The sequence below is a fragment of the Exiguobacterium sp. s11 genome, from assembly GCF_018619015.1.
GTDB lineage: Bacteria > Bacillota > Bacilli > Exiguobacteriales > Exiguobacteriaceae > Exiguobacterium_A > Exiguobacterium_A indicum.
The window spans coordinates 1,115,253-1,139,161 of record NZ_JACSNF010000001.1 but is presented as its reverse complement, the minus strand read 5'-3'; the positions used below and the strand labels follow the sequence as shown (position 1 = coordinate 1,139,161).

Sequence of the window (23,909 nt, the reverse complement as noted above, 5' to 3'; positions counted from 1 at the left end):
GAGGGAGTATAAGGGGTAGTGTAACATGAATCGGAATCCGTGGTTTGATAATATTAAAGGTTTTCTTGTCATTTTCGTCGTCATCGGTCACATGCTGACAGATTTACGGTTTGATTATGATGGAAAATTACTCGAAACGGTCTATCTATTGATTTATTCGTTTCATATGCCATTATTCATTATTTTAAGCGGTTATTTCTTCCGCGAAAACAAGTATTTACGTGTCATCCAGCTTTTCGCGGTGTATTGTGTCTGGCAGATCTTGATCGGATCTTGGGCGACACTCGGGGAAGGAAACCCGATTTTCTCAGGAGAAAACATTGGAACGCATCTATTACGGCCATACTGGGCACTTTGGTATTTATTCGTCATGGTCGTCTGGTATATCGTGACGCCTTATGTCGTCCATTTACGCGGCTACGTCTGGTTCGGTCTCGCGTTCGCTCTATTATATGGTTTTGAGCTTGAGAATACAGGCTTCTTAGCACTTCGTAAGTTGATCATGTTCTATCCGTACTTCTTACTCGGAAACTATTTATCAGAACACGAATTCATCCGGATCTTTGAAATGCCGAAAAACTTTAAACGACGGATGAACGTCCGCTTAATCGGTGGGATCACATTTGTGGCCGTCATGGGCTTTTTGTTATTTGAAGCGTGGCGTGACACACCACAAGAGATCGTTGATTTCGCGAATGCCTTCAAGCATCGTTTCCCTTATGTTGATCAATACGATAGCGATGCCTGGTTAGGTGTCATCAAACATAGTGTCATTTATTTCTTGTCAATTGCGGCTTCCCTTGGTTTCATGATGTTGATTCCGATGCGTCGCCTTCCGCTCATCACACGGGCGGGGGAACTCAGCCTCTATGTCTATTTGCTTCACGTCTTTTTCGTCATGGCGTGGCGCCAGTATGTGACGGAAGCATTCGTACCGCAACCGTGGCTAGCGTTACTGATCATGATTGGCGTTGCCTTGCTGATCCTCGGTATCATCATACACCCGCTCGTCGTTCGTGTTCTCCGTCCTTTGATTGAGATTGATATTCGTCCAATCGTCGAGAAACGGGAAGACCTTTCAAAATAAGACGGAATGCTTTACACTTTAAGATAGATGGATTACAAGACGAAGGGCGTGGAAGGAATGTCATATAATTTAAATAACGCAGACGGTGTCGTGAACGTCTCGCAACAAGTCATCGAGGTCATCGCAGGCGTAGCCGTTCAAGAAACGGAAGGGATCGCCTTCACAGCAGATGATTCAAAACTGCAAGAGAAACAGATGGTTAAACTCGTGAAGGTCGAGGATGTCGGCGGCGAGATTACGATCAGTTTGTCTGTTCATATCAAGTACGGAATGTCGATCATCAAGACGGCGGGGAAAGTGCAGGAACGGATTGCGCAAGACATGGAGAACATGCTCGCGTTCCAACCGAAAGCAATCAACGTCCGAGTGATTGGTCTCTTAAAAGGATAACAGGACGAAAAACACTTTGCTGAAATCGCAAGGTGTTTTTCTTTTTAAGTAAAACATTTGATAACGCTTGCAAAGAGATGAGAGAATTAGTAAAATTGTTTGTGAGGCAAGTGCAATCGTTTGCACAACGTGTCATTCGATTTCTTGCCTTTCATGGACGATGTATGAAAGGATGGATGTCGGATGGCACCAACGATCGAAGCGGTCATTTTTGATTTAGACGGCGTAATCACGGATACAGCAGAGTATCACTACTTAGCGTGGAAACAATTAGGAGAGGATTTGGATATCCCGTTCGACCGGGAATTCAATGAGACATTAAAAGGTGTCAGCCGGATGGATTCACTCGAGCGTATCCTTGCGCTTGGTGGAAAACAGGATGCTTTTTCGGAAGACGAGAAGCTAGCACTCGCTGCGAAGAAGAACGAACACTATGTCACATTGATCCAGCACATCTCTGAACAGGATCTTCTTCCTGGAATCACTGCATTCCTTGATGAAATCCGAAACGCTGGGCTGAAAATCGGGATGGCGTCCGCTTCTAAAAATGCGCTGATGGTCGTCGAGGCATTAAAGGTTCGACATTACTTCGATGACATCGTAGATGCTGCAACTGTTGCACAATCGAAACCACACCCTGAAGTGTTTCTCCGTGCTGCGGAAGCGCTCGACGTCGAACCAAGCCGTTGCATCGGTGTAGAAGATGCGACAGCGGGCATCACTGCCATCCACGCTGCCGGTATGTATGCCGTCGGCGTAGGACCGGAGTCGGCGCTCCATGAGGCAGACTATCGTGTCGATTCGACAGATTTGCTTTCCCTTGAGCAAATCCTCGCTAGTCGCTAACTGAGATTCATTCATTCCCTGATGATTGAATCGCAATCAACCTCTCTTTTCTTTTATGTGTCAGAAAAAGAAGTGATTTCCCTGAATCTCTTCTTTTTCAAAAAAATAACGCTCAGCCGTATGATTCGGCTGAGCGTTATTTTTTGGTTAGAGGGAAGAAAGAATCGCGTTTGCTACTGCATCAGCATAGCGTTGCTGATAAGAAGGAGAAACAAGTTTCGCCCGGTCATTAGCATTGGATAGGAAACCAAGTTCCGTTAATGTAGCGGGTGCATTCGTACCGCGAAGAACAGCGAGGTTCCCGAATTTAATACCACGATCACGTAATCCAATCGAGTTAACAAGATTGTTTTGGAGATTTCGTGATAGAGCAACAGATGCATTACCTCTGTAATAGAAGTTTTCAGCGCCATAAGCACTTGTTGAAGATGCAGCATTAATATGGATACTGACGAAGATGTTTGTCTTATGGGCGTTCGAGATGACGCTACGATCTGTTAACGAAGGATAGTAATCATTCGTATAACGTGTCAACTTCACATCGACTGTTTTAGATAGGCGCTCGGCTACGAGTTTAGCGACTGACATGACGATATCACGTTCATAAATACCGTATCGTGCGGCACCAACATCATGTCCACCATGCCCAGGATCTAAGACGACGAGTGGACGAGCAGACATAGAAGGCTGGAAGAGCGAGAGATACGTCGCTTCGACATATCCATAACGTCCATCAGATGTTTTGACAGCGACGAATCCTTTTGTCTTATGTAAAGCATTCGTTACCGTAACAACGGAACCACGTGGCAGTGTACCGATAGAAGGGCTGATCGAACTTGCACCAGACCGTAATGTCAATGAATCATTAAAAGGAACGAGAACATACATCGTCGTACCTGAATAATCAGCTGCAGATCCGACAGGTGGTAAAGAAGCAGAAGAAGACGTCGTTTTCTTCAAGTAACTTCCTGAGACATAGCCTTTTTTACTACCGTAAGACACTTGGTACCAGTTATCCTTCCGATACGAAGAGGTAACGATCTTTCCTTTAGGAATCGTTAGTAGTTTAGCTGAGGTAGCAGAATTCGATGTACGTAAATTCAAAGCGTCCAACGTAATGTAGTTCGTTTTCGCGAATGTCGTACCGGTAGCACTTGCTGTGACGACCGCTTTCTTTTTCAAGTAAGAACCAGCAACATAACCGGTTTTTGATTTGTAAGATACTTTATACCAGCTTCCCTTCTTGTAAGAAGAGGAAAGTGTTGTTCCTTTAGGAATCGTCAATAATTTAGTCGAAGCAGCAGAATCAGACTTACGAAGGCTCAACGAATCCGTCGTCGTGTAGTTCGTCTTCGTAAAGGATGTACCGACAGTACTAGCTTTAACGGCCGCTTTCTTCTTCAAGTAACTTCCCGAGACATAACCCGTCTTAGAACTGTAAGAGACTTTGTACCAGTTCCCTGTTTTATACGAAGAAACGACTGATTTTCCTTTAGGGATCGTCAACAATTTTTTAGAGGAAGTAGTAGCAGAAGCGCGAAGATTCAATGCATCTGTTGTTTGATAAGTAGCTTTCGTGATAGAAGCAGCAGATGCCTCGGGTGTTGGGGCGGCTACCGTGAAAAGTACGGCCGAAGCAATACTTGCGATCAAGACGGAAGTTTTAGTAGGCATAGTGTGCTCTCCTTTTAAATTTAGTATTGTAAAACAGGATATAAAAATGACAAAATGAAGAAAGATTTAAAATTATATATTAAAAACAATAATTTTATGTTCTAGGTTCGCTCCTTTCTGTTAAGATAAAAATGGAAATCAGCAACAGATAAAAAATTGCCAATATTACAAAAAAATTAAAATAACATAGAAATCATATAACAAAAAGGTAAATAAATGGTAATATTTTTTCAAAAAACATGCAATTGAAACATAATTGAAATATTATTGTGTCATCAATACAAGAAAGAAGGTAAAAAGTATGGATCCGAATGAACATATTTACAGAGAGCTGATGGAAATCGAAGAAGAATATCGCCGTCTTCAACGAAGAGCAGAGTACTTAGTAGCTGAATTAAGTCGAACGAATCAAGATCATGCACAGGAAGTTTCTGTTGCACTAGAGCGTCCATTGAAACAACGAAGAGTGAATCAGCGATATCCACTGGAAGTTTACGTACACCAAATCAGTGATTTGATGCGCGAACGCGAGTCGATGTCAGCACGAGATATTCAGATGGAACTCGAACTTCGTTATCGTCACCAAATCAGTAACATTTATCAGCTTATGGCGAAAGTTGAACAGGCAAACCCGGCGATTCAAAAAGTGGGTCGTGGAATCTATACATATGATTCATCGGCAGAAGTTCCGATTTTTATGTAGTTTTTTCAAAAAACGTCGTTTCTTTTTTAAAGAAAGGCGTTTTTTTTGTTGAATGAATTCCAAAATAAAGATTTATTTTTAAAATAAGTAAATGATTTTCTTAAAAATGGTTTTTATCTCTTCTGTTCCATTTTTTAACTGATATAATGGATACGTAGATGAAAAAATTGTCGGACCTGACGTCACGTGGACGTGGGGAGAGGAGAAAAACAGTGCTTCAACTCGTAAAAAATACATTCAACGAACAGTCTAAGCGACTGAAGAACTATATGAAAATCGTAAAAGAAATCAATGCGTTAGAAAGTCGTTATCAAGCGATGACGGATGATGAATTAAAAAATCAAACAATCCACCTAAAAGAACGCATCGAAGCCGGTGAGACGATTGATCAACTGAAGACGGAGGCATTTGCTCTTGTCCGAGAGGCAAGTGTTCGTACGTTAGGCATGCGTCATTACGATGTTCAATTGATTGGTGGTCTTGCGTTACTAGACGGTCATATCGCAGAAATGGCGACGGGGGAAGGAAAAACATTAGTCGCGTCGTTACCGAGTTTTACAAAAGCCTTAAGTGGTAAAGGGGTTCATGTCATCACCGTCAATGACTACTTGGCACGACGAGACGTGGATCAGATCGGAGAAATTCACCGTTTTCTTGGTTTAACAGTAGGACTAAATGTTACCGATCTGTCACCTGATGAGAAACGTGCTGCCTATGGCGCAGATATTACATATGGAGTCGGTACAGAATTTGGCTTCGACTACTTGCGCGATCATCTCGTCAATCGGAAGGAAGACCGTGTACAACGAAAACATCACTTTGCCATCATCGATGAAGTCGATAGTATTTTAATCGACGAAGCGAAAACACCACTCATCATGGCAGGTAAGGGTTCGGTGCATGAAGGATTACAAACCGTCGCGAAGCTGATCGTATCAAAGTTTCCTGCGGATGCATACGAATACGACGAAGAGATCAAAGCAGTTTCGCTTACGGATAAAGGAATTTCGATCATCGAAGAGAACTTCGCCATCGATAATCTTTTCGCAGCTGAGCATCAAGTACTTTATCATTACATGGTTCAAGCCTTGCGTGCTCACATCGTCATGAAACGAGACGTTGATTACATCGTAAAAGATGGGAAAATCGAGTTGGTTGATTTATTTACAGGACGCATCATGGAAGGACGAAGTTTGTCGGATGGGCTCCATCAAGCCATTGAAGCAAAAGAAGGCATTGACATTACGGAAGAAAATAAAACGACGGCCCAAGTTACGATCCAACATTATTTCCGGATGTATGAGCTCGTTTCAGGCATGACAGGTACGGCACAAACTTCACGACAAGAGCTTCTAAAGACATACGGAATGGATGTCGTACAAGTCCCGACCAATCGCCCGAAACTCCGTGAAGATGCTTCTGACATCATTTACGCGACGAAAGAGGAGAAATATGAAGCTGTGGCGCGTGCGACGAAGGAAGCACATGCAAGACGGCAACCCGTATTGATCGGAACGACGTCCATCGAACAATCATTTGCTGTAGCTGAAGCTTTAGATACACATCAGTTACCGTATCAAATCCTGAATGCAAAGACGGTCGACCAAGAAACTGACATCATTCGTGAAGCCGGGCAACACGGACGCATCACGATTGCGACGAACATGGCAGGCCGAGGGACAGATATTACGTTGGATGAGATTGCGAAAGAAGCAGGTGGGTTGTTTGTCATCGGTACCGAGCGTCATGAGTCGGTTCGGATTGATAACCAGCTAAGAGGACGTTCAGGACGTCAAGGAGATCCAGGTAAAAGTCAATTCATCGTGTCACTCGAAGATGACCTCGTCCGGCGTTTTGCAAAGGATCGACTCGAGAAAGTCTTGAAAAAAATGAAGACGAGTCAGCATGAACCGGTTACGTTAAAAGAAGCACAAGCGTTATTGAGCTATGCGCAAGAAACATGCGAGGGGACAGGTTATTCGATTCGAGAGGAACTTGTTAAACTCGATGACGTCCTTCATCAGCACCGTCTTGTCATCTATGCGATCCGTAACCAAGTACTAGATGCAGAAGACATTCAAGATATGGTACTACCAATGGTCGAACGGACGGTCGAACGTATCGTGGATCGTTATCTATCTGCAGAACTCGTACCGGAAGAGTGGCCAAAGGAAGAGTTCCAGTTCGCGATGGACGAATTACTAAACGACGAAGTACCACTTCCAGATGATTTAGAACAGCCGGAAGAGGTCAAAGCGTATTATGTGAACATTGTTTCCGCTCGTCGTGAAAAATGGATAGAGGAACTAAAGAATCCTGGAGTAGACGAGCTGATCCGAGATCAGCTATTGGCATCGATCGAAGAGCACTGGACGGAACATTTGACGACGATGAATACGCTAAAAGAAGGCATTCATCTTCGGAGTTACGGTCAAGAACAGCCTGTTCGGATGTACGAAAAGGAAGGCTTTGAAATCTTCAACTACACGATTGCTGAAATCGAGTATCCCGTTGCCTATGTCTTACAACGATTGTCCGAATATATCATGCTAGATGAAGAAATCGAGGAGATGGAGTTAGATGTTTAATCGCAGAAAACAAATCATTTTAGAAGCAGAGACACCAGAAAATACAGGACTGTATAAGCCTCGATTGATTTTTACAGAAGATATGTTGATCGAGAAAGAAGATGAATATCTTTTCCGTTACCATGCTAATCAATTGCCAGACTTGGAGTTAAATCAACTGTCCGTCGAAGCGCTGCAAGTGGACCTATCATCCTCGCCGATTTCAATCGTCGCGTTGTTTCGAAATACATTAGAAAATAGTTTTCATGTAGATGGTCTTCCATTACTCGTGTTAGACGATGCCAATCGTCTGATTGGCAGAAAGGTTTTGACGACGGAAGATATTCCGGAGTTCGTACCGATGAGTAGTATGCCATGTTGGCTTGATTTTTCCGAGGAAGAACTTTTCTTAACGGAAGAAGAATATTTCCCGGAAAAGATTCGTCTCTTATTTAGTTTAGAAGAGACGCATGATCTCGAGATTCCACCGGACTTCCTTGATACTGAAGCGCGACGTGTACGTCAGACATTCTATTCAACCCCGACGTTGAAGAATGAAGAAGTCAATGTCATGAATGTTTGGAACGAGAAGAACGAAAATAGGATGACAGGATTGTTTTTGATTCGAAACGGATATGAACAGGCGATTCAACTCGGAACGCTTCCGTTACAACTTATGAACGGGGAACAAATCTTGCAGACATTGCAGGTAGCGTTAACGTCCCCAATCGAAGCTAAAACGACCCTTGCAATCAAAGTCGTCTTAGACGTGACGGAGTGGCAAGACCAAGACGTGTTGCAATTCCGAGTCGCACAAGCATAAGCCTATGCTTTTTGTTTACAGAATGGGAACGAACGATTTTTGGAAGAAGAATGTGGTATAATTCGCGCAGGAGCGTGATGTTATTATGTTATGGACAGCGTCCATTGTCTGTTTCATCGCTGCATTGCTGATTACCCCCGTTGTCAAACGTTTTGCCATTGCAGTGGGCGCGGTGGATAGTCCGGATGCACGAAAAGTACATGTTCGAATCATGCCACGTCTAGGTGGGCTTGCGATTTATATCTCATTCATGATCGGATACTTTATCTTACAACCATCGAGTCCATATGCGACTCATATATTAGTCGGTAGTTTCGTGATCATCATGACCGGTATGTTAGATGATCGTTTTCAACTGAATGCTAGGCTGAAGTTAATGGGACAAATCGTAGCGGCAGTCATTGTTTTAAATGGTGGGATTCGAATCGATTTCATCAATTTGCCGTTTGATCAACAGCTGTATCTCGGGTGGTGGAGTGTGCCATTGACCTTCCTGTGGGTCATCGGTATCACGAATGCCGTCAATTTGATTGATGGTTTAGACGGACTAGCTGCTGGCGTATCGAGTATCGTCTTGTTGACGCTAATTAGTTTAGCTGTGATTCAAGGGAACGTCTACGTGACGATCGTTGCGATCCTCTTGCTTATGAGTACGCTCGGTTTTCTGTTTCATAATTTTTATCCGGCAAAAATTTTCATGGGAGACACGGGTTCGCTGTATCTTGGATATATGCTGGCCGTACTTTCCCTACTTGGATTCAAAAATGTAACTTTATTCTCACTTGCTGTACCAGTCATTTTGCTCGGGATTCCGATTTCAGACACGCTGTTCGCTATCGTGCGTCGTATGTTACAAGGGAGACCGCCGTTCGCACCCGATAAAGAGCACTTGCATCACCGCTTACTCGATTTAGGATTTACGATGAGACAAGCCGTTTTAGTGATTTATGGACTTTGTGGTGTGTTCGGAATGACGGCAATCCTCTTTTCGCAAACGAATTCGCTCGGTGCTTTTATTTCTCTCGTTATCTTATTGATCGTACTAGATATTTTAGTCGAATCATTGGGTTTGTTAGGGGATAAATATCGACCGATTCTCAAACTATTAGAACGTCTTACAACGAAATGATTTAAAAAGATCGCTCATCTCAATGTGCGGTCTTTTTTTAAGGGAGATGAGAAAATGCAAGAAATAAATAAAAATGAACGCATTCAGTACTTGGATATTTTGAGGGGATTTGCTTTATGTGGCATTCTATTTGTCAACATGCCAAGTTTTCTTGGCGATCGACCGAATGCGATGATGGGAGACGTCGATCAAGCGATTCGTTTGGTGTTTGACCTCTTCATCCAGACAAAATTCTATACGCTGTTTAGTGTCTTGTTTGGAGCAGGTTTTTATCTGTTCATCCAGCGTTTGCAGCAAAAAGGATTACCGAAGACAATTTTTGCACGACGTCTCGGGATTCTTCTCGTCATTGGACTACTACACTTATGTATTTGGCAGGGAGATATTTTACATACGTATGCGTTGACCGGTTTTATCTTATTGTTATTTATAAAAACAAAGCCGATCACGAAGCTCTTGTTTGCGATAGCATTTCAAATCTATGCCCTTTTGCTCTATCTGCTTATTTTCTTTGGGGCTCGTCAATTGGGCGACACTCCCGTCGTCGAGCTGGATAAGACACTTCAGTCGTTCGTCGCATCGCGCGATCTCCTCGGATTTTTATCACATCACGCGACATTTCAATTACCGGAAGCCCTCATGAATTCTGGTGTCATTTGGCCAGAAATTTTATCCCTGTTCTTGATCGGAGCCTATTTGATGGAACGCTTCAGCGCAGCGCCACCGACGAATCGTTTCCTGTGGTGGACGCTTGGAATTAGTTTACTCCTGACACTTCCATCATTTGCAGGAATCATACAGGCGCATGCTGACGTACCAGACGGATCCATCAATCTATTTTACGTCTGGCTCTCAGGACGCACGCTTGCGATCACCTATGCTTGTGCCGTTGCGCTACTCGTTCGTGCTGGACGCATGCAATGGTTTGCTGGACTGGGACGGATGGCATTGACGAATTATTTGATGCATACAGTCGTCTTTACCGTGTTCGTCTTCTTCAGTGGACAACATGGAACGACACCGTTATGGCAAGGACTGTTACTCGTTTTCCTGCTTTTGATCGCACAAGGTGTTGCTTCAAACAGATATCTCCAGTCTCATCCACAAGGTCCCATGGAGAAATTGTGGCGAAAAGGGACTTATGGAAAGAAAAACCGTTGAAGTTCGCAAGAACTTAACATCTTTTTTGTAGAATGAAGGATGGAGGTGAAACATGCATCGTTTAATTGAAATCTTTCTTGTATCATTTAAGCTCGGATTGACATCATTCGGCGGTCCGGTCGCCCATCTCGGATATTTTTATGAGGAATATGTCAAACGGAAAAAATGGATTGATGAGAAAGCCTATGCTGACTTAGTTGCGCTCTGTCAATTCCTTCCCGGTCCCGCTTCGAGTCAGGTCGGAATGGGAATCGGTTTGATTCGTGGAGGGGTAGCAGGGGCGATCATTTCCTTTATCGGTTTTACGTTACCGTCGAGTATCGCCTTGATTCTGTTCGCGATTCTTGCGACACAGTTCGATGTCACAGAAGCCGGATTCATTCATGGCTTGAAACTCGTCGCTGTCGCAATCGTTGCTGACGCCGTCCTTGGCATGGGAATGAAACTTGCGACAGGCGTCAAACGGATGACGTTGATGCTACTGGCGCTAGCAGGCGTACTCTTGATCGCACATCCACTGGCACAAGTCGGTGTCTTGTTGCTCGCAGGTCTTCTTGCGTTCTTCTGGTTTAAAGAAGAGACGGAGACGGGTGGGTCCTTGTCGATTCGCGTACCACGCCTACTTAGCATCACGGCACTCGTCTTATTCTTCGTCTTACTTGCCGTCACACCGTTTCTCGCGCAATCTGCGACGGGAACCGTCCAACTGACGAGTATCATGTACAGTGCCGGTGCCCTCGTCTTTGGTGGCGGACATGTCGTCTTGCCATTCCTTGAGCAGACACTCGTACCTGGATTGATGAACACGGATACGTTCCTTGCTGGTTACGCCGCTGCACAGGCGGTACCGGGACCACTCTTTACGTTCGCGACGTATCTCGGTACGATCGTTTCTGGTGTTTCTGGAGGAATTCTTGCGACGCTCGCGATCTTCCTACCAGGATTCCTACTCGTCATCGGTGTTTTACCGTACTGGGATCGTATTCGGAAGAATCAATCGGTCGGTCGGATCTTGATCGGCGTCAATGCTGCAGTCGTTGGTATTTTACTTGCTGCCCTTTATGATCCAATCTTTACGTCAAGCATCAAGAGTGGTCTTGACTTCTTGATTGCCTTCGGTTTGTTCTGTTTACTTCGTTTTTATAAACAGTCGCCGTTACGAATCGTGTTGATTGGAGCCGTTCTCGGACTCCTATTCTTTTAAAACGCACAAAGAAGCAGCAGACAGGCGTCTGCTGCTTCTTTGTTTTCGCTTAATGAAGCTTTAAATTCGAGTCAAAAAGACAAGTTCGATATCGTGGCGCCACTCACGTTGGACTTCCGTAAAGCCAAAACGAGCGTAGAGCGTAAGGGCAGGAAGATTACGCGCACCTGTCATGACATGCTTCACGTGATCATGCTGAAGCAGGTGGTGCAGTAAGGATTGGGCGATGCCTTGGCGAAAATATTCCGGATTCACAACGAGGCGCGTGATCGTTCCATCAACATATGTGATCGCACCGACTACGCTATCATGCAAGAGATAAACGAACCCGTTCGGTTGCTCCGCTTCGATGTCATCGATCGTTTCCGATAAAGGTGGAAAGTCTACTGTTTCCAGTAGACGCGCTTCGATTCGATAAGCAAGACGTTGAAGTTCTAGCAAAGCTGTATGATCAGTTGATCGTAGTCGTCGTATCATCCGTCGCCTCTTCTGATGTCGTCATGTCAGTAGCGTCATCAGCAGGTAAATTGAGCTGTTCTTTTAATGTTGTTTTAGCTTCGGCAAGTGAAAGGGGATCGATTTGATAGTAATAGACGCCATTGATTTTCGTATCTGATCCCGTTAAATCAATACGATTAATGGATCCGAGTGATTTGACGAACGGTTGTAGCTGGAAGGCTTCCGTTAGTGACATATTCGTTTTGAAGTTATCGCCTGTAGCATCCATCAAGTCATTGAGTTTCGTGATCGAACCGAAGGAAGTCGACTGTTCGATAATCGCTTGTACGATTTGTTGCTGGCGTTTTGTACGTCCGATATCACCCTCAGGGTCTTCATAACGCATTCTGGCGTAGGCCAACGCTTCTTCCCCATTGAGTGTCTGCTGACCAGGTTCGAGTTTGATACTGTTTCGTTTATCGGAAGAGTCGAGTGTGTCGATCGGTAGTTTGACGTCGACATCAATACCGCCAAGCGCATCGACGATAGCAACGACACCATTAAAGTTGATGGAGGCGTAATAGTCTACAGGAATATCAAACAACGTTTCGACTGTCTCAATCGTTGAATCAATTCCTCCATAAGCATACGAATGGTTGATTTTATCTTCATATCCGACAGAAGGGATTTGGACGAGAGAATCTCGAGGGATGCTGACCATGTCTACGGTTTGATCTGTTTTATTGAATGTGGCGATGATCATCGTATCAGCGCGAGAGGATGTGTCTCCGGGACGTTCATCCGTTCCGACAAGCAAGACGGAGAAATGGTCCTTCGTCAAGTCGACTGCCGCTTCACGTTTTTCTGACTTGTCTCCACGTGCTAAGTCGACTTTTGTCTCATTAGCCGTTTGAAGAGTCTTGTTGGCGACGTAAGCGAATGCTGCACCGCCAGTTACTAAAATGATCAAAAATAAAAAAACAAGACGCTTGAACCAAGAACGCTTCTTTTTTTTCTTTGACCGTGATCGTATCGGTTCATCCATTTCAAGTACTCCTTACTTAACAGAATTATTAAAAAACTTTCGGAATCTTTACAATCAGTATAGCAGGTCAGGAAAGAATGTCACGTTCGAGGTAGCGAAAAGCACCTTCTTGGAAGTGGGCTTGCGCATTCGTCAGATCTGTCATCCATTCAATAAAGGTAGGAACATCTGCCGTTTTGACTAAGACATCGACTTGAACTTGATCCAAATAATGAATCTGATCAATCGGATGAATGCTTGATCGAAGTTCATTCTCAATTTTTCCAAGCCACGTATAGTCAATGTGCACTTCTACCACTTGATGCTGAATCCGTTCAACGACGCCGATTGCATTCAATGCTTCCGAGACGCTTGAGCCATAGGCACGAATTAATCCACCGCCACCAAGTTTAATGCCGCCAAAATAACGCGTGACCACAACAACGGTATCGCGTAAATCTCTTTTTTTCAGTACTTCAAGCATCGGGACGCCTGCTGTTCCGCTAGGTTCACCATCATCACTCGCTTTTTGGATTTGATTTTGTTCCCCGATGACATACGCAGAACAGTTATGATTTGCATCATGATGCTTCTTTTTAATCTGCGCAATGAAGTCTTGTGCCTCTGTTTCGGAAGAAATGCGAGAAATATATGTAATGAATCGAGACTTTTGAATAATGATTTCGTGGAAACCGTTTTCTTTTACTGTATAATAATGAGATAATGTCATACTATTAATGTCCTCCTCGTTGACTAGTTCTTTCTAGCATAACGACGTTCAGAGAGAGAGACAACCATTTGAGTGGTAAGGACCGGAGGGAGTCACGATGACGCATGAAATGAAGGAGCGACTGTCGTTGAATGATATCGTACAAAACATCATTGGTGTCGTAGAGGAAAGTCGCGAAGAAATCGTTCGGATCACGGAGGATTCGAGAGAGCAATATGCTGAAATCCAGCAAGAATTGCGCGACTTGAAAGTTCGTGTCCATGATTATATAAAAGAAGCAGAGCGGCTAGAACGTCATATTAAGGATGCCAAAACACGACTAGTCATCGTCAGCAAAAATTTCGAAAACTATTCGGAGCAAGATGTTCGAAAAGCCTATGAAACAGCGAACTCACTACAACTGGAGTCGTTCATCAATCAACGGGATGAGATGAATTGCCGGAAGCGGCGTGATGAGTTGGAACGTCGTCTCATTCAGTTAGACGAAACAATCGAACGAGCGGATATGCTGATTGGACGTGTATCCGTTGTCTTGAATTTTTTGACGGACGATATGCAAGTCATGAATGAGAAGTACGAAAAAGCGATGCAAAAACAGGAAATGGGCTTAAAAGTTTTTCAATCTGCTGAAAACGAACGACGGCGGTTATCTCGCGAAATGCATGATGGTCCAGCGCAGACATTGGCGCACGTATTAATTCGGGCGGATCTGATTGAAAAAATTCATCAACACAATGGAGCAGAAGCTGCTTTTGAGGAAATTCATCGTCTTCGTGTCTTGATTCGAGACGGATTAGCGGACATTCGTCGCATTATTTATGATCTCCGTCCAATGACGTTGGACGATCTTGGTTTCGTCCCGACGCTTGAGCGGTATTTACGACATATGCAAGAAATTTCGAATATTGAGATTCAATTTAAATACCTAGGTGGTGGCGAACGGATCGACTCCACCTATGAGGTCGCGGTCTTCCGGATCGTTCAAGAAGCTGTCCAAAATGCCGTGAAGCATTCCAATGCAAAGGACATTCGTATTATCATAGAACAATATCAACATTCCATTCGCATTCACGTAAAGGATAACGGAGTCGGATTCGACTTCGACTCGATCGTCGACTCACATGACGAGTCGTTTGGATTGATCGGGATGCGTGAACGCATTGAATTGATCGATGGAGAATTCGAGGTCGAAACGTACCCTGGGGGCGGGACGGTCATCAAGGTAAAGATTCCGATCGAGGAATCCGAAGCGAGAGGGGAAACACTGTGAACAACGAGCAAGTGAAAGTAGTCATCATTGACGATCATCAGTTATTCCGTGAGGGAGTAAAACGAATTCTTGACTTCGAGGAAGAGTTCGTAGTCGTAGCGGAAGGAGAGAGCGGCGTAGATGTCATTCCTCTCGTCGAAGCACACCAACCAGACATCGTATTGATGGATATCAATATGCCACAAGTCAACGGTGTCGATGCAACGAAACGTTTAATGGAAGTACACCCGGAAGTTCGGGTCATCATCTTATCGATCCATGATGATGAGACATATGTCATGCACGCCTTAGGAGCGGGAGCCGTCGGATATTTATTGAAGGAGATGGCGACGGATGAACTCGTCAACGCGATTCGTTCCGTCTATCGTGAAGGTGGATATGTACACCCGAAAGTGACACCAAATCTACTTCAGGAATACAGACGTCTCATGAAGATGAAACAAACGATGGCGTCACAACCCGTTGAACGTCAGGTGGCTGAAGCACCACTGCACGTATTGACACGGCGTGAATGTGAAGTTTTGCAGCTACTGGCAGATGGATTCTCGAACCGTGCGATTAGCGATACATTATATATCAGTGAAAAGACAGTTAAAAACCACGTATCTTCGATTCTTCGGAAAATGAACGTTCCAGACCGCACCGGTGCGGTCGTCGAAGCGATTCGCCGTGGATGGGTCGTCGTCGTATGAACGGATAGGAAGACGGGAGCAGGACTCCCATCTTCCTTTTTTTATCCACTCAGAAGTGCTACACTTATAAACGATTGTGACGTATGAAAGTATACGTCACGACGGAACTATAAAAGCGAGGAAATCACGGATGAGTCAGATTGTGATCGTAACGGATAGCACTGCCTATCTGCCAACAACGTATTGTGAAGAACATCAAGTGCACGTCGCACCGCTTAGCGTCATCTTTGAAGGGGAGGCTTATCGAGAAGGATTTGATATCTCGGTTGCTGATTTTTATGAACGGATTCGGACGGGTAGCCTTCCGACGACTTCACAGCCGAATATTGGAGATCTCGTTGCGACGTTTGAACAACTGCCAGAAGGAACGGATATCATTGGCATCACCCTTTCAAGCGGGATCAGTGGGACATATCAAGCGTTGCACACGATCAATATGATGATTGATCATGTGAACGTCCATCCTATCGACTCACGTATTTCCTGTATGCCGCAAGCGTTTCTCGTCCAAGAAGCGGTTCGTTTGCGAGATGCAGGAGCCACGGCGGAAACGATCGTCCATCATTTAGAGGAACTAAAAGAACGCATTCGTGCGTATTTTGTCGTGGATGATCTCGAACACCTCCAACGCGGAGGTCGTCTCAGTGTCGCGCAAGCATTCGTCGGTTCGTTCTTAAAGATTAAACCCGTTCTTCATTTCGTTGACGGAAAAATCGTTCCGTTCGAAAAAATTCGAACGTTCAAGCGAGCCGTCAACCGAATCGAAGAGATGATGCACGAAGATATCGAGGGAGACGGAACCGGGTATACGATCGGCGTCATTCATGCAGAAGATTCTACGAAAGCAGAACAGGAGATTGCGTCCTTACAGACGAAGTTTCCAAATGCGCAAATCGAGATGAGTGTATTTGGTCCTGTCATCGGTACACACCTCGGACCGGGTGCGATCGGTATCACATGGTACAAAAAATAAGATGAAAACACATTGATGGAGTCTATCGTCAATGTGTTTTTTCTTGTCCAGATATATGAGGTAGCAAAACTATTTTTTGAGAAACTGCGTATTCCATCCATACATCTCTTATACAGCATACGTTGTCGATTTTCCCATTCGTCCGTCAAGATGAAGCAAATGGGAAACGAAGGAAGTGAAGCAATGGATATACGCGGGAGATGGATTTCAGCAAAACAGATGGAAACCCGATTGTCGACGCATCAACTCATTCCAGCCGTGACGTTTACGTGTCAGCGGTGTGGAGCCTTTCCGGTCAAAGGCCCTTGCACGTGCGGAAAACGTTGCTATTATTGTCGACGATGCATCGCTTATGGGAAGTTGCGCACATGTGATCAGCTCATTACGGATACCCGTCCGCTCGATCCCGTACGCCCCGCTCAGCATCGACCGGTTCGTTTGACACCTGCTCAAACGACTGTCGCGCGGACAATTGAACAGACGATTCTCCGTGGTGGAAGGTTGCTAGTTCACGCGGTTTGTGGAGCAGGAAAGACACCGATGTTCTTCCCCGGTATCGAAAGAGCATTGGCGAACGGAAAGCGTGTTCTTGTGACGGCGCCACGTGCGGATGTCGTCCGTGAATTGACGCATCATATCAAACAGGCATTTCCGACTGCTCACGTCGTATCTTTATATGTGGATCAGCGGATCGTCTTCTCTTAGGTGAAATCACGGTCAGCACGACACATCAACTGATTCATTACCGGTCTTGTTTTGATGTCGTCTTATTAGATGAAGTCGATGCCTTTCCGTTTCATATGAACTGGACGCTACATCGATACGTCAAACGGGCGATGACGCAAAAAGCAGCGTTGATTTTATTAAGTGCGACGCCATCGATGTGGCATCGTCGCTATCCGACAGTACGATTAATGCGGCGTTATCATGGACATCCCTTACCGGTTCCACGATTGAAGTCACCGTTTACGATGCAGTCGATCGTTGAGTGGTTGCATCAGTATGAACAGCAACCGCGTCTCGTGTTCGTCCCCCGAATCGCAGCGCTCGAAGCATGGCAAACACGATTGAAAGAAGTCGGTATTGATGTGACGACCGTCCATGCGGAAGATCCGGACCGCATTGAGAAAATCCAAGCATTTCGTACGACGAACGGTATTTTGCTCACGACGACGATTTTAGAGCGTGGCGTGACGATCTCTAACGTACAAGTGGCCGTCCTGGATGCTGATCAAGGGTTTAGTACGAAAGCCTTGATTCAAATCAGTGGTCGTGTCGGACGAGATGCGGCTTACCCGGACGGGGATATTTCATTTTTCGCCAATGATCGGTCGGATGCCCCATTTTATGCCATCCATCAGATTCAAAAAGCGAATCGATGGACGACTTCATGAAGTGTTTATGCTGTCAGCATGACTTTATACCTAACTGGGAACTGAGTAATATGTGGACTAGCCAAAACATTTGTAATCCCTGTAAAATGAAATTTGTAAAAAGTGGTGGATGTGTGGACTGTGGCAAACCAGGTATCGAGCTCTGTCAGGACTGTCGACGATGGCAAAATCTCGGCTTACCACTTCATACCCGTACGATGTATCTTTACAATGAGGAAGCAAAGACATTCATGCATCGTTATAAATTTTTTGGAGATACTGTCCTAATTCGGATGTTTACCGACGAGTTGAAGAAGGTAAAAATGAGAAGAGGATGGATCGTTCCGATTCCGCTTAGCCGTGACCGCTTGTCTGAACGAAAATTCAATCAAGCAGAAGAGATCGCTAGACGAATGAATGGGAAGGTCACCTTAGCATTAAAGCGCGACGAAGGGACACCGCAGAGTAGGAAATCAAGAGAAGAACGTCTTAAACGATCGAATCCATTTCATGTCACGAAAGAAGTTGCAGGGAAAAATATCTTGCTGGTCGACGATGTCTACACAACAGGAATAACACTCCGGCAAGCGATGGTGCGTCTCAAGGAAGCGGGCGCAAGTGAAATTTCTGCAGTAACTTTATTTCGGAGTATTTAATATTTCATCATTCCTGCCGATACTCTGAATGAGGTGAAGGAAATGGATGTAGTAAACTGCAAATCTTGCGGGAAAATTTTTGTAAAACAATCTTCTGATCTTTGTCCGACGTGTATGCGTCAAGATCATCTGAATTTCGAAAAGGTACGCGAATTCTTGCGAGAGCGGCGAAAAGTCCGAACTTCACCGAATGATGTCGAGATGCAAACAGGAGTCAAACGCGAAACCGTCTTTCGTTATATCAAGGAAGGGCGCTTGTTGATGTCTGAGATTTCTCAAATGGAAATCACGTGTGAGAGTTGCGGAAAACCCTCTCATGAAGGGACGATTTGTGCTGACTGTCGTGATAAATTGCGACGTGACCTCGCCCAAGCGATGCAAGATTCTGTGGACCCTTCGAAACCGAGAACGTATCGAACTTAAATCAAGAATCTCGTAATCTAGAAAGCAGGTGTTCACATGCGAATTGATTCGACTAAATGGGTGAACATGCCCAAGACGTATGAAAGAAATCAACCCGTAGAAGGAACCGAAACAAAACGAATGAATCGAACAGACGAAGTGACGATTTCAAAAGAAGCACGCGTGCGCTTCGAAGGAACGACTTCATCGCGGGCAGATAAAATTGCCTCCCTTAAACAAGCCATTCAGGATGGAACCTATAAACCGGATGCGAACAAAATCGCGGAACGTTTCTTGAACTTGTAATAAGGTGAATGAAACTGACATTAGAAGCGACTCGGGGCACGGATGCGCGGGTCGCTTTTTATATGAAACGATAGCAAGGTAGTAAAGTAGTCGGACTCATGATAAAAGGAGCAAACACGATATGGAAATCATCCGACAGTTGACGGAGGCGCATGAAGCATTATTAGCGCTCGCCTTTTCGAAAAAAGAGGCATTGATTCAAAACGACATGAGTCGCCTTTCGAAAATCGTCAAGGAAGAACCCGTTTTGCTAAAACGCATCGCGACATTAGAGCAAGAGCGCATCGAATCCATGGGAACCGTGACGATGACGGAGTGGATCGCGTCGCACCCTGAAGATGTCGAAACGCTTCGTGCTCTCTTATCGACGATGGGGCAACTGCGAAAAGCGAACGCGCTGAACGCAGAGTTATTAGAACAATCGTTACATTACATCGAATGGCATTTGCAATTGCTCGTACCGGAAGCGGATGACTTTACATATGGTCAATCGACGTTTGACCGGACACACTTCAATCGAAATGCATAAGGAGGAAGTCGAATGGGTTCAACATTCATGGGGCTTGAAACGGGACGTCGTGCGCTGACGACGAGTCAATGGGCGTTACAAGCGACAGGAAATAACGTATCAAATGCCGGAACAGCAGGATTTTCAAGACAGCGTCTCGTCCAAGCGACAACGGAACAACTTTCGGTCTCCCTAGGCGGCGGAAAAAACGTTCAATTCGGAACCGGTGTCCGTGGAGAACTGGTAGAGCGATTACGTGACGTAATGGTCGATAAACAATATCGCGATGAATCGACGAAGTATGCGTACTATTCAACGAAAGCAGCAGCATTCGGGCGAATGGAAGATATCATCAACGAACCGTCTGAAACGGGGCTCGCGAAAACACTCGATAGTTTTTGGGCATCGTTACAAGGATTGTCAAAGAACCCGCAAGACTCGGGAGCGCGAAGCGTCGTTCGGCAGCAAGCGGATACCGTGTCAAAGACATTCAACTACTTAGCGACTTCTTTGACGAAGGTACAAGGGGACTTAAAGAATGAACTAGACGTCTCGACGAAAAAAGTAAATGATCTCCTTCAGAAAATCTATAACGTCAATACACAAATTCACGAAATTGAACCGATTGGCGTCTTGCCAAACGACTTATACGATGAACGTGATCGATACTTCGATGAATTATCGACATATGTAGATTTCGAAAAGGAATCAATCGATGCATCGGACATCGTCTCAGGCAACATGGGGAATGCGGCGAAGATTGCGGAAGGTCGTGTAAACGTCAAGCTGATCATGCCTGGCGGGGTCACCTCTGAGGTCGTCAATATGAAGACGGATACAAAAGCACGTTCGATCGAATTCACGACGGATCCTACGACAAAAGCGATTACTGGATACAAAACGGATACGACTCCCGTTTTATTCACACCGACAAAAGGTTTTTCAAACGGTAAACTCTGGGCCTTATTACAAATGCACGGTTACCAAAGAGATGGTGAAACGACACTGACAGGTGAATATCCTAAGATGCTCGATAATCTGGATAAGATGGCTGCTGCTTTTGCGAAGGAATTTAATGAGGCTCATTCAAAAAACTTCATTAAATCCAAGGATGCTTCTGGAACTGTCAGCAATACGTATGGGACAAATGAATTTTTTGTTGCTTCAGATGGTGGAACGGTCAAGGCCGGAACGATTTCAGTTGGAGATACGATTTGGAAAGATCTTTCGAACATTATGAGTTCACGAGACGGAAATATCGGGGATGGTTCTGGGGCATTGATCTTAGCCAATATCAAAACAACATCATTAAGTGATTTAAGTGCTCCGATCGGTTCGTTCTATCAATCGATCATCGGTGACATGGGGGTAGCGACAAGCCAAACGATTGACCTCGGAAAAAATGCTAGCGTCTTAATGGATAATGCCGATCAACGCCGGATGTCAGTCTCAGCGGTTTCACTCGACGAAGAGATGACGATGATGATTCAGTATCAGCATGCATACAATGCAGCGGCACGAAACATCACGACAGTCGATGAAATGCTCGATAAAATCATTAACGGTATGGGATTAGTCGGTCGCTGATAAGGAAGGAATGAGGACATGCGAGTCACACAAACGATGCTGACGAAGACGAATATTGGTCATTTGTCTTCGAGCTATCAAAAATTAAGTACGTTACAGGAGCAACTAATTAGCGGTAAAAAAATTCAAAAACCGTCACAAGATCCAGTCGTTGCGATGCAGGGGATCCGGTACCGGACAGAAGTCCGGGAAGTCGATCAGTTCAAGAAAAATGTCGATGAAGCGACAGGCTGGATGGATTTAACTGATTCTGCTTTAGACGAAGTGACGTCTGCGATGCGCCGAATCAACGAATTGACGACACAAGCAGCAAACGATACGTATGATGGCACACAGCGGAAAGCCATCCAAAGCGAAGTTGGACAGTTGATTGAACACATCGGGACACTGGCGAATACGAAATATAACGAAAAGCAAATCTTTAACGGTACACAAACGGATCAACCGTTCATCAATATGGAAGAACTGAAAGCATTTTTAAAAGACACTGTAAATACCGCAGACGTTGATAAGATTTTCACAGAAACCCTCGGAACAAGTGACGGAAAGATCGAGTATGAAGTGTCTTCAGGGATCAAGGTACAAGTCAACGTCACACCTACAGATGGTGGTGACAGTGGTGTGTTTGGAAAAGATACGTTCACGACGCTAAAGAAGTTATTTAATGCACTTGGTGGTACAAAAGCAGATGGAAGTCCTGGTAGTAGCACAAATAACGGAACTGAATTATCCGGCATGTTGAAAGACTTAACAGCGATGTTGAACAAAACGGTCGAAGTACGTTCGGATTTAGGGGCACGCGTGAATCGACTAGAACTAAATGCGTCGCGCTTAGAAGATCAAGAAATTATCGCAAAAACCGTCATGTCTGATAACGAAGACATCGAAACCGAACAGGTCATCATGGAACTGAAGTCACACGAAACGTTGCACCGTGCTGCACTCAGTGCCGGAGCACGCATCATCCAACCATCGTTACTTGATTTTCTTCGATAAGGGGTGAACCGGGATGAATCTTCCTCACTTAGAGATGCGACAGACCTCTGCTAAAATCGGTATGCAGACGACACCACTTGAGATGCGGCAAACGCAACGTCCGGCTGATCTTTCGATTGAACAACCGCAAGGGGAGCTAACGATTGAAACTGTAGCGGCTCGTCTCGAAATCGATTCGTCGCAAGCTTGGATCGAGATGGGACGAATTCCTGCATTCGAATCCGTCAGACGGTATGCGGATCTTGGTCAACAAATGGTACGTGAAGGAACGGGACGCGTCGCGAGTGAAGGAGATCAATTGATGCGGATCGAGCAAAAAGGCAAGGTCATCGCGCGGATTGCGAAGATGAACGATACGCCTCCAGCAGAAGTGACGACGATGGGCTTCATTCCTCGGAGTTTGGACCGGGTCAAAATTAATTTCACACCGGCTGAAGTGAATGTTCGTTACACTGCTCGTAAGCCGGTCATCGATGTCACGACGCATCGTCCGGAATTAGAGGTCACGGAAGGGAAAACCGACATTTTCCTTCGGGAACGAAATCAGCTAGATATGTGGCCAGTGGGTGGCATATACGACGAGAAAGGATAATATTATGCAAATCGAAACAGATTTTTTTGGGGTGATTACGATCGAGCCAAGTGAGATCATTACCTTCGCTTCTGAATTACCGGGGTTTCCGGATGCCAAACAATTTGTCTTGTTGCCGTTCGGAGAAGGGGTACCGTTTTGGTCCTTCCAATCCATTGATCAGCCGGAATGCGCATTCATCGTCACGAATCCGTTTTGGATCGATCCAGATTATGTCTTTGAGTTAACGGATTCTGCAAAAGAACAGTTGAGTATCGAAGAAACAGCGCAAGTCGCTGTATACACGACGGTGACGTTACGTGAGCCTTTCCAGGAATCGACGACGAACTTACGGGCACCATTCGTGATGGAAACGAAACAGCGGCTCGCGAAACAAATCATCTTAGAAGATACATATCCGAATCGTCAAAAGATTGGAAGTCTGACAGAAGTAGGTGGACGCTGATGCTCGTATTAAAACGAAAGAACGGCGAAGCGATTCAAATCGGAGACGATATCGAACTGACGATTCTTGCGATTGAAGGAGATCAAGTTAAGCTCGGAATCCGTGCTCCGCGACAAGTCGACATCCATCGGAAGGAAGTCTATTTAGCCATCCAAGAAGAGAATACGGAAGCATCACAGAGTACAGGGTTGATCGGACAACTCTTGAAACAACAAGAAAAGTAAGGTCAAGTGAATGCCAGTGCATCCTCTCGTGATTCAGGCATTCTCTGGAAAAAAGAATACAAATCGACTCCCTGCACGTATCATACGAGTGCAGGGAGTCTTTCTTATC

Annotated in this window: 27 protein-coding genes; 23 read left to right on the top strand and 4 right to left on the bottom strand. The window is 45.0% G+C overall.

Features of this window, described 5'->3' with window-relative positions; all coding sequences use genetic code 11:
• Positions 1-25: 25 nt before the first annotated feature.
• The 3 genes from KNQ12_RS06155 (at position 26) to pgmB (ending at position 2,323) form a co-directional block, all read left to right on the top strand.
• The gene (locus KNQ12_RS06155) at positions 26-1,087 is read left to right on the top strand and encodes an acyltransferase family protein (protein ID WP_214746823.1); all 1,062 of its coding nucleotides are present in this window, start codon (positions 26-28) and stop codon (positions 1,085-1,087) included.
• A 57-nt stretch (positions 1,088-1,144) separates the two neighbouring features.
• Complete coding sequence (locus KNQ12_RS06150) at positions 1,145-1,477, top strand: Asp23/Gls24 family envelope stress response protein (protein WP_035396186.1); 333 nt, start codon at positions 1,145-1,147, stop codon at positions 1,475-1,477.
• Between the two features lie 183 nt (positions 1,478-1,660).
• Positions 1,661-2,323 carry a beta-phosphoglucomutase gene (pgmB, locus tag KNQ12_RS06145; RefSeq protein WP_023469308.1) on the top strand — a complete coding sequence of 221 codons (663 nt, stop codon included), beginning with the start codon at positions 1,661-1,663 and terminating at the stop codon, positions 2,321-2,323.
• A gap of 147 nt (positions 2,324-2,470) precedes the next feature.
• On the opposite strand, the gene KNQ12_RS06140 is transcribed toward pgmB, so the two are convergent.
• Positions 2,471-3,997 (bottom strand): N-acetylmuramoyl-L-alanine amidase, encoded by a 1,527-nt coding sequence (locus KNQ12_RS06140; protein WP_041255198.1) that lies wholly within the window; start codon positions 3,995-3,997, stop codon positions 2,471-2,473.
• Between the two features lie 334 nt (positions 3,998-4,331).
• On the opposite strand from KNQ12_RS06140, the gene KNQ12_RS06135 reads away from it, so the two are divergent.
• From KNQ12_RS06135 to chrA, 6 genes are all read left to right on the top strand, one after another.
• The gene (locus KNQ12_RS06135) at positions 4,332-4,700 is read left to right on the top strand and encodes a Rok-like winged helix domain-containing protein (RefSeq protein WP_235147597.1); all 369 of its coding nucleotides are present in this window, start codon (positions 4,332-4,334) and stop codon (positions 4,698-4,700) included.
• Positions 4,701-4,912: 212 nt separating this feature from the next.
• Positions 4,913-7,288, top strand: a complete 2,376-nt coding sequence (gene secA2 / locus KNQ12_RS06130) for an accessory Sec system translocase SecA2 (protein ID WP_214746820.1) — start codon at positions 4,913-4,915, stop codon at positions 7,286-7,288.
• On the top strand, positions 7,281-8,090 hold the full coding sequence (locus KNQ12_RS06125; RefSeq protein ID WP_214746817.1) for an SLAP domain-containing protein: 810 nt from the start codon (positions 7,281-7,283) through the stop codon (positions 8,088-8,090). Before secA2 ends, KNQ12_RS06125 begins: the two co-directional genes overlap by 8 nt.
• Before the next feature lie 85 nt (positions 8,091-8,175).
• The gene (locus tag KNQ12_RS06120) at positions 8,176-9,219 is read left to right on the top strand and encodes a glycosyltransferase family 4 protein (RefSeq protein ID WP_214746814.1); all 1,044 of its coding nucleotides are present in this window, start codon (positions 8,176-8,178) and stop codon (positions 9,217-9,219) included.
• Between the two features lie 138 nt (positions 9,220-9,357).
• Entirely contained in the window at positions 9,358-10,380 is a 1,023-nt protein-coding gene (locus KNQ12_RS06115) for a DUF418 domain-containing protein (RefSeq protein ID WP_251055712.1), read from the top strand.
• A gap of 52 nt (positions 10,381-10,432) precedes the next feature.
• Positions 10,433-11,584, top strand: a complete 1,152-nt coding sequence (gene chrA, locus KNQ12_RS06110; RefSeq protein WP_214746808.1) for a chromate efflux transporter — start codon at positions 10,433-10,435, stop codon at positions 11,582-11,584.
• Between the two features lie 60 nt (positions 11,585-11,644).
• On the opposite strand, the gene KNQ12_RS06105 is transcribed toward chrA, so the two are convergent.
• The 3 genes from KNQ12_RS06105 to KNQ12_RS06095 form a co-directional block, all read right to left on the bottom strand.
• The gene (locus tag KNQ12_RS06105) at positions 11,645-12,061 is read right to left on the bottom strand and encodes a GNAT family N-acetyltransferase (protein ID WP_214746805.1); all 417 of its coding nucleotides are present in this window, start codon (positions 12,059-12,061) and stop codon (positions 11,645-11,647) included.
• Positions 12,036-13,067, bottom strand: coding sequence for an LCP family protein (locus tag KNQ12_RS06100; RefSeq protein WP_023469301.1), 1,032 nt, complete (start codon positions 13,065-13,067; stop codon positions 12,036-12,038). The genes KNQ12_RS06105 and KNQ12_RS06100 overlap by 26 nt, the downstream gene beginning before the upstream one ends.
• A gap of 67 nt (positions 13,068-13,134) precedes the next feature.
• Positions 13,135-13,776, bottom strand: a complete 642-nt coding sequence (locus tag KNQ12_RS06095) for a YigZ family protein (protein WP_023469300.1) — start codon at positions 13,774-13,776, stop codon at positions 13,135-13,137.
• A 97-nt stretch (positions 13,777-13,873) separates the two neighbouring features.
• Between KNQ12_RS06095 and KNQ12_RS06090 the strand changes: the two genes are divergently transcribed.
• From KNQ12_RS06090 to csrA, 14 genes are all read left to right on the top strand, one after another.
• Positions 13,874-15,046, top strand: coding sequence for a sensor histidine kinase (locus KNQ12_RS06090; RefSeq protein ID WP_023469299.1), 1,173 nt, complete (start codon positions 13,874-13,876; stop codon positions 15,044-15,046).
• A complete protein-coding gene (locus KNQ12_RS06085) occupies positions 15,043-15,738 on the top strand; it encodes a response regulator (RefSeq protein ID WP_023469298.1) in 696 nt (231 codons plus the stop codon). Before KNQ12_RS06090 ends, KNQ12_RS06085 begins: the two co-directional genes overlap by 4 nt.
• 130 nt (positions 15,739-15,868) lie before the next feature.
• Positions 15,869-16,711: a DegV family protein gene (locus KNQ12_RS06080; RefSeq protein WP_023469297.1), complete on the top strand. Its 843-nt coding sequence runs from the start codon at positions 15,869-15,871 to the stop codon at positions 16,709-16,711.
• Between the two features lie 150 nt (positions 16,712-16,861).
• Positions 16,862-17,416, top strand: a complete 555-nt coding sequence (locus KNQ12_RS06075; protein ID WP_214775409.1) for a DEAD/DEAH box helicase family protein — start codon at positions 16,862-16,864, stop codon at positions 17,414-17,416.
• A gap of 95 nt (positions 17,417-17,511) precedes the next feature.
• Positions 17,512-18,105 (top strand): helicase-related protein, encoded by a 594-nt coding sequence (locus KNQ12_RS06070; protein WP_214746797.1) that lies wholly within the window; start codon positions 17,512-17,514, stop codon positions 18,103-18,105.
• A gap of 86 nt (positions 18,106-18,191) precedes the next feature.
• Positions 18,192-18,740: a ComF family protein gene (locus KNQ12_RS06065; protein ID WP_251055711.1), complete on the top strand. Its 549-nt coding sequence runs from the start codon at positions 18,192-18,194 to the stop codon at positions 18,738-18,740.
• 114 nt (positions 18,741-18,854) lie between these two features.
• Positions 18,855-19,163, top strand: coding sequence for a hypothetical protein (locus KNQ12_RS06060; RefSeq protein WP_214746794.1), 309 nt, complete (start codon positions 18,855-18,857; stop codon positions 19,161-19,163).
• 36 nt (positions 19,164-19,199) lie between these two features.
• Positions 19,200-19,448, top strand: coding sequence for a flagellar biosynthesis anti-sigma factor FlgM (gene flgM, locus KNQ12_RS06055; RefSeq protein WP_023469293.1), 249 nt, complete (start codon positions 19,200-19,202; stop codon positions 19,446-19,448).
• Positions 19,449-19,569: 121 nt separating this feature from the next.
• Positions 19,570-19,977, top strand: coding sequence for a flagellar protein FlgN (locus KNQ12_RS06050; RefSeq protein ID WP_023469292.1), 408 nt, complete (start codon positions 19,570-19,572; stop codon positions 19,975-19,977).
• Positions 19,978-19,989: 12 nt separating this feature from the next.
• Positions 19,990-21,543, top strand: a complete 1,554-nt coding sequence (gene flgK / locus KNQ12_RS06045) for a flagellar hook-associated protein FlgK (protein ID WP_214746791.1) — start codon at positions 19,990-19,992, stop codon at positions 21,541-21,543.
• Positions 21,544-21,561: 18 nt separating this feature from the next.
• Positions 21,562-22,539 (top strand): flagellar hook-associated protein FlgL, encoded by a 978-nt coding sequence (flgL, locus tag KNQ12_RS06040; RefSeq protein ID WP_214746788.1) that lies wholly within the window; start codon positions 21,562-21,564, stop codon positions 22,537-22,539.
• A gap of 13 nt (positions 22,540-22,552) precedes the next feature.
• Entirely contained in the window at positions 22,553-23,131 is a 579-nt protein-coding gene (locus tag KNQ12_RS06035; protein WP_214746786.1) for a DUF6470 family protein, read from the top strand.
• Between the two features lie 4 nt (positions 23,132-23,135).
• The gene (gene fliW / locus KNQ12_RS06030) at positions 23,136-23,576 is read left to right on the top strand and encodes a flagellar assembly protein FliW (RefSeq protein ID WP_041255192.1); all 441 of its coding nucleotides are present in this window, start codon (positions 23,136-23,138) and stop codon (positions 23,574-23,576) included.
• On the top strand, positions 23,576-23,800 hold the full coding sequence (csrA, locus tag KNQ12_RS06025; RefSeq protein WP_214746783.1) for a carbon storage regulator CsrA: 225 nt from the start codon (positions 23,576-23,578) through the stop codon (positions 23,798-23,800). The genes fliW and csrA overlap by 1 nt, the downstream gene beginning before the upstream one ends.
• The last annotated feature ends 109 nt before the right edge of the window (positions 23,801-23,909 follow it).

What these genes read in the sequence shown, in the direction of transcription:
- pgmB (WP_023469308.1), top strand. Translation starts at nt 1,661, where the DNA reads ATGGCACCAACGATCGAAGCGGTCATTTTTGATTTAGACGGCGTAATC.
- KNQ12_RS06060 (WP_214746794.1), top strand. Translation starts at nt 18,855, where the DNA reads ATGCGTCAAGATCATCTGAATTTCGAAAAGGTACGCGAATTCTTGCGA.
- KNQ12_RS06105 (WP_214746805.1), bottom strand. Translation starts at nt 12,061, where the DNA reads ATGATACGACGACTACGATCAACTGATCATACAGCTTTGCTAGAACTT.
- KNQ12_RS06050 (WP_023469292.1), top strand. Translation starts at nt 19,570, where the DNA reads ATGGAAATCATCCGACAGTTGACGGAGGCGCATGAAGCATTATTAGCG.
- KNQ12_RS06100 (WP_023469301.1), bottom strand. Translation starts at nt 13,067, where the DNA reads ATGGATGAACCGATACGATCACGGTCAAAGAAAAAAAAGAAGCGTTCT.
- KNQ12_RS06120 (WP_214746814.1), top strand. Translation starts at nt 8,176, where the DNA reads ATGTTATGGACAGCGTCCATTGTCTGTTTCATCGCTGCATTGCTGATT.
- KNQ12_RS06035 (WP_214746786.1), top strand. Translation starts at nt 22,553, where the DNA reads ATGAATCTTCCTCACTTAGAGATGCGACAGACCTCTGCTAAAATCGGT.
- KNQ12_RS06140 (WP_041255198.1), bottom strand. Translation starts at nt 3,997, where the DNA reads ATGCCTACTAAAACTTCCGTCTTGATCGCAAGTATTGCTTCGGCCGTA.
- KNQ12_RS06080 (WP_023469297.1), top strand. Translation starts at nt 15,869, where the DNA reads ATGAGTCAGATTGTGATCGTAACGGATAGCACTGCCTATCTGCCAACA.
- flgM (WP_023469293.1), top strand. Translation starts at nt 19,200, where the DNA reads ATGCGAATTGATTCGACTAAATGGGTGAACATGCCCAAGACGTATGAA.
- flgL (WP_214746788.1), top strand. Translation starts at nt 21,562, where the DNA reads ATGCGAGTCACACAAACGATGCTGACGAAGACGAATATTGGTCATTTG.
- KNQ12_RS06150 (WP_035396186.1), top strand. Translation starts at nt 1,145, where the DNA reads ATGTCATATAATTTAAATAACGCAGACGGTGTCGTGAACGTCTCGCAA.
- KNQ12_RS06075 (WP_214775409.1), top strand. Translation starts at nt 16,862, where the DNA reads ATGAAGCAAATGGGAAACGAAGGAAGTGAAGCAATGGATATACGCGGG.
- KNQ12_RS06125 (WP_214746817.1), top strand. Translation starts at nt 7,281, where the DNA reads ATGTTTAATCGCAGAAAACAAATCATTTTAGAAGCAGAGACACCAGAA.
- KNQ12_RS06070 (WP_214746797.1), top strand. Translation starts at nt 17,512, where the DNA reads ATGAACTGGACGCTACATCGATACGTCAAACGGGCGATGACGCAAAAA.
- KNQ12_RS06155 (WP_214746823.1), top strand. Translation starts at nt 26, where the DNA reads ATGAATCGGAATCCGTGGTTTGATAATATTAAAGGTTTTCTTGTCATT.
- KNQ12_RS06115 (WP_251055712.1), top strand. Translation starts at nt 9,358, where the DNA reads ATGCCAAGTTTTCTTGGCGATCGACCGAATGCGATGATGGGAGACGTC.
- flgK (WP_214746791.1), top strand. Translation starts at nt 19,990, where the DNA reads ATGGGTTCAACATTCATGGGGCTTGAAACGGGACGTCGTGCGCTGACG.
- csrA (WP_214746783.1), top strand. Translation starts at nt 23,576, where the DNA reads ATGCTCGTATTAAAACGAAAGAACGGCGAAGCGATTCAAATCGGAGAC.
- KNQ12_RS06095 (WP_023469300.1), bottom strand. Translation starts at nt 13,776, where the DNA reads ATGACATTATCTCATTATTATACAGTAAAAGAAAACGGTTTCCACGAA.
- KNQ12_RS06135 (WP_235147597.1), top strand. Translation starts at nt 4,332, where the DNA reads ATGGAAATCGAAGAAGAATATCGCCGTCTTCAACGAAGAGCAGAGTAC.
- chrA (WP_214746808.1), top strand. Translation starts at nt 10,433, where the DNA reads ATGCATCGTTTAATTGAAATCTTTCTTGTATCATTTAAGCTCGGATTG.
- fliW (WP_041255192.1), top strand. Translation starts at nt 23,136, where the DNA reads ATGCAAATCGAAACAGATTTTTTTGGGGTGATTACGATCGAGCCAAGT.
- KNQ12_RS06065 (WP_251055711.1), top strand. Translation starts at nt 18,192, where the DNA reads ATGAAATTTGTAAAAAGTGGTGGATGTGTGGACTGTGGCAAACCAGGT.
- KNQ12_RS06090 (WP_023469299.1), top strand. Translation starts at nt 13,874, where the DNA reads ATGACGCATGAAATGAAGGAGCGACTGTCGTTGAATGATATCGTACAA.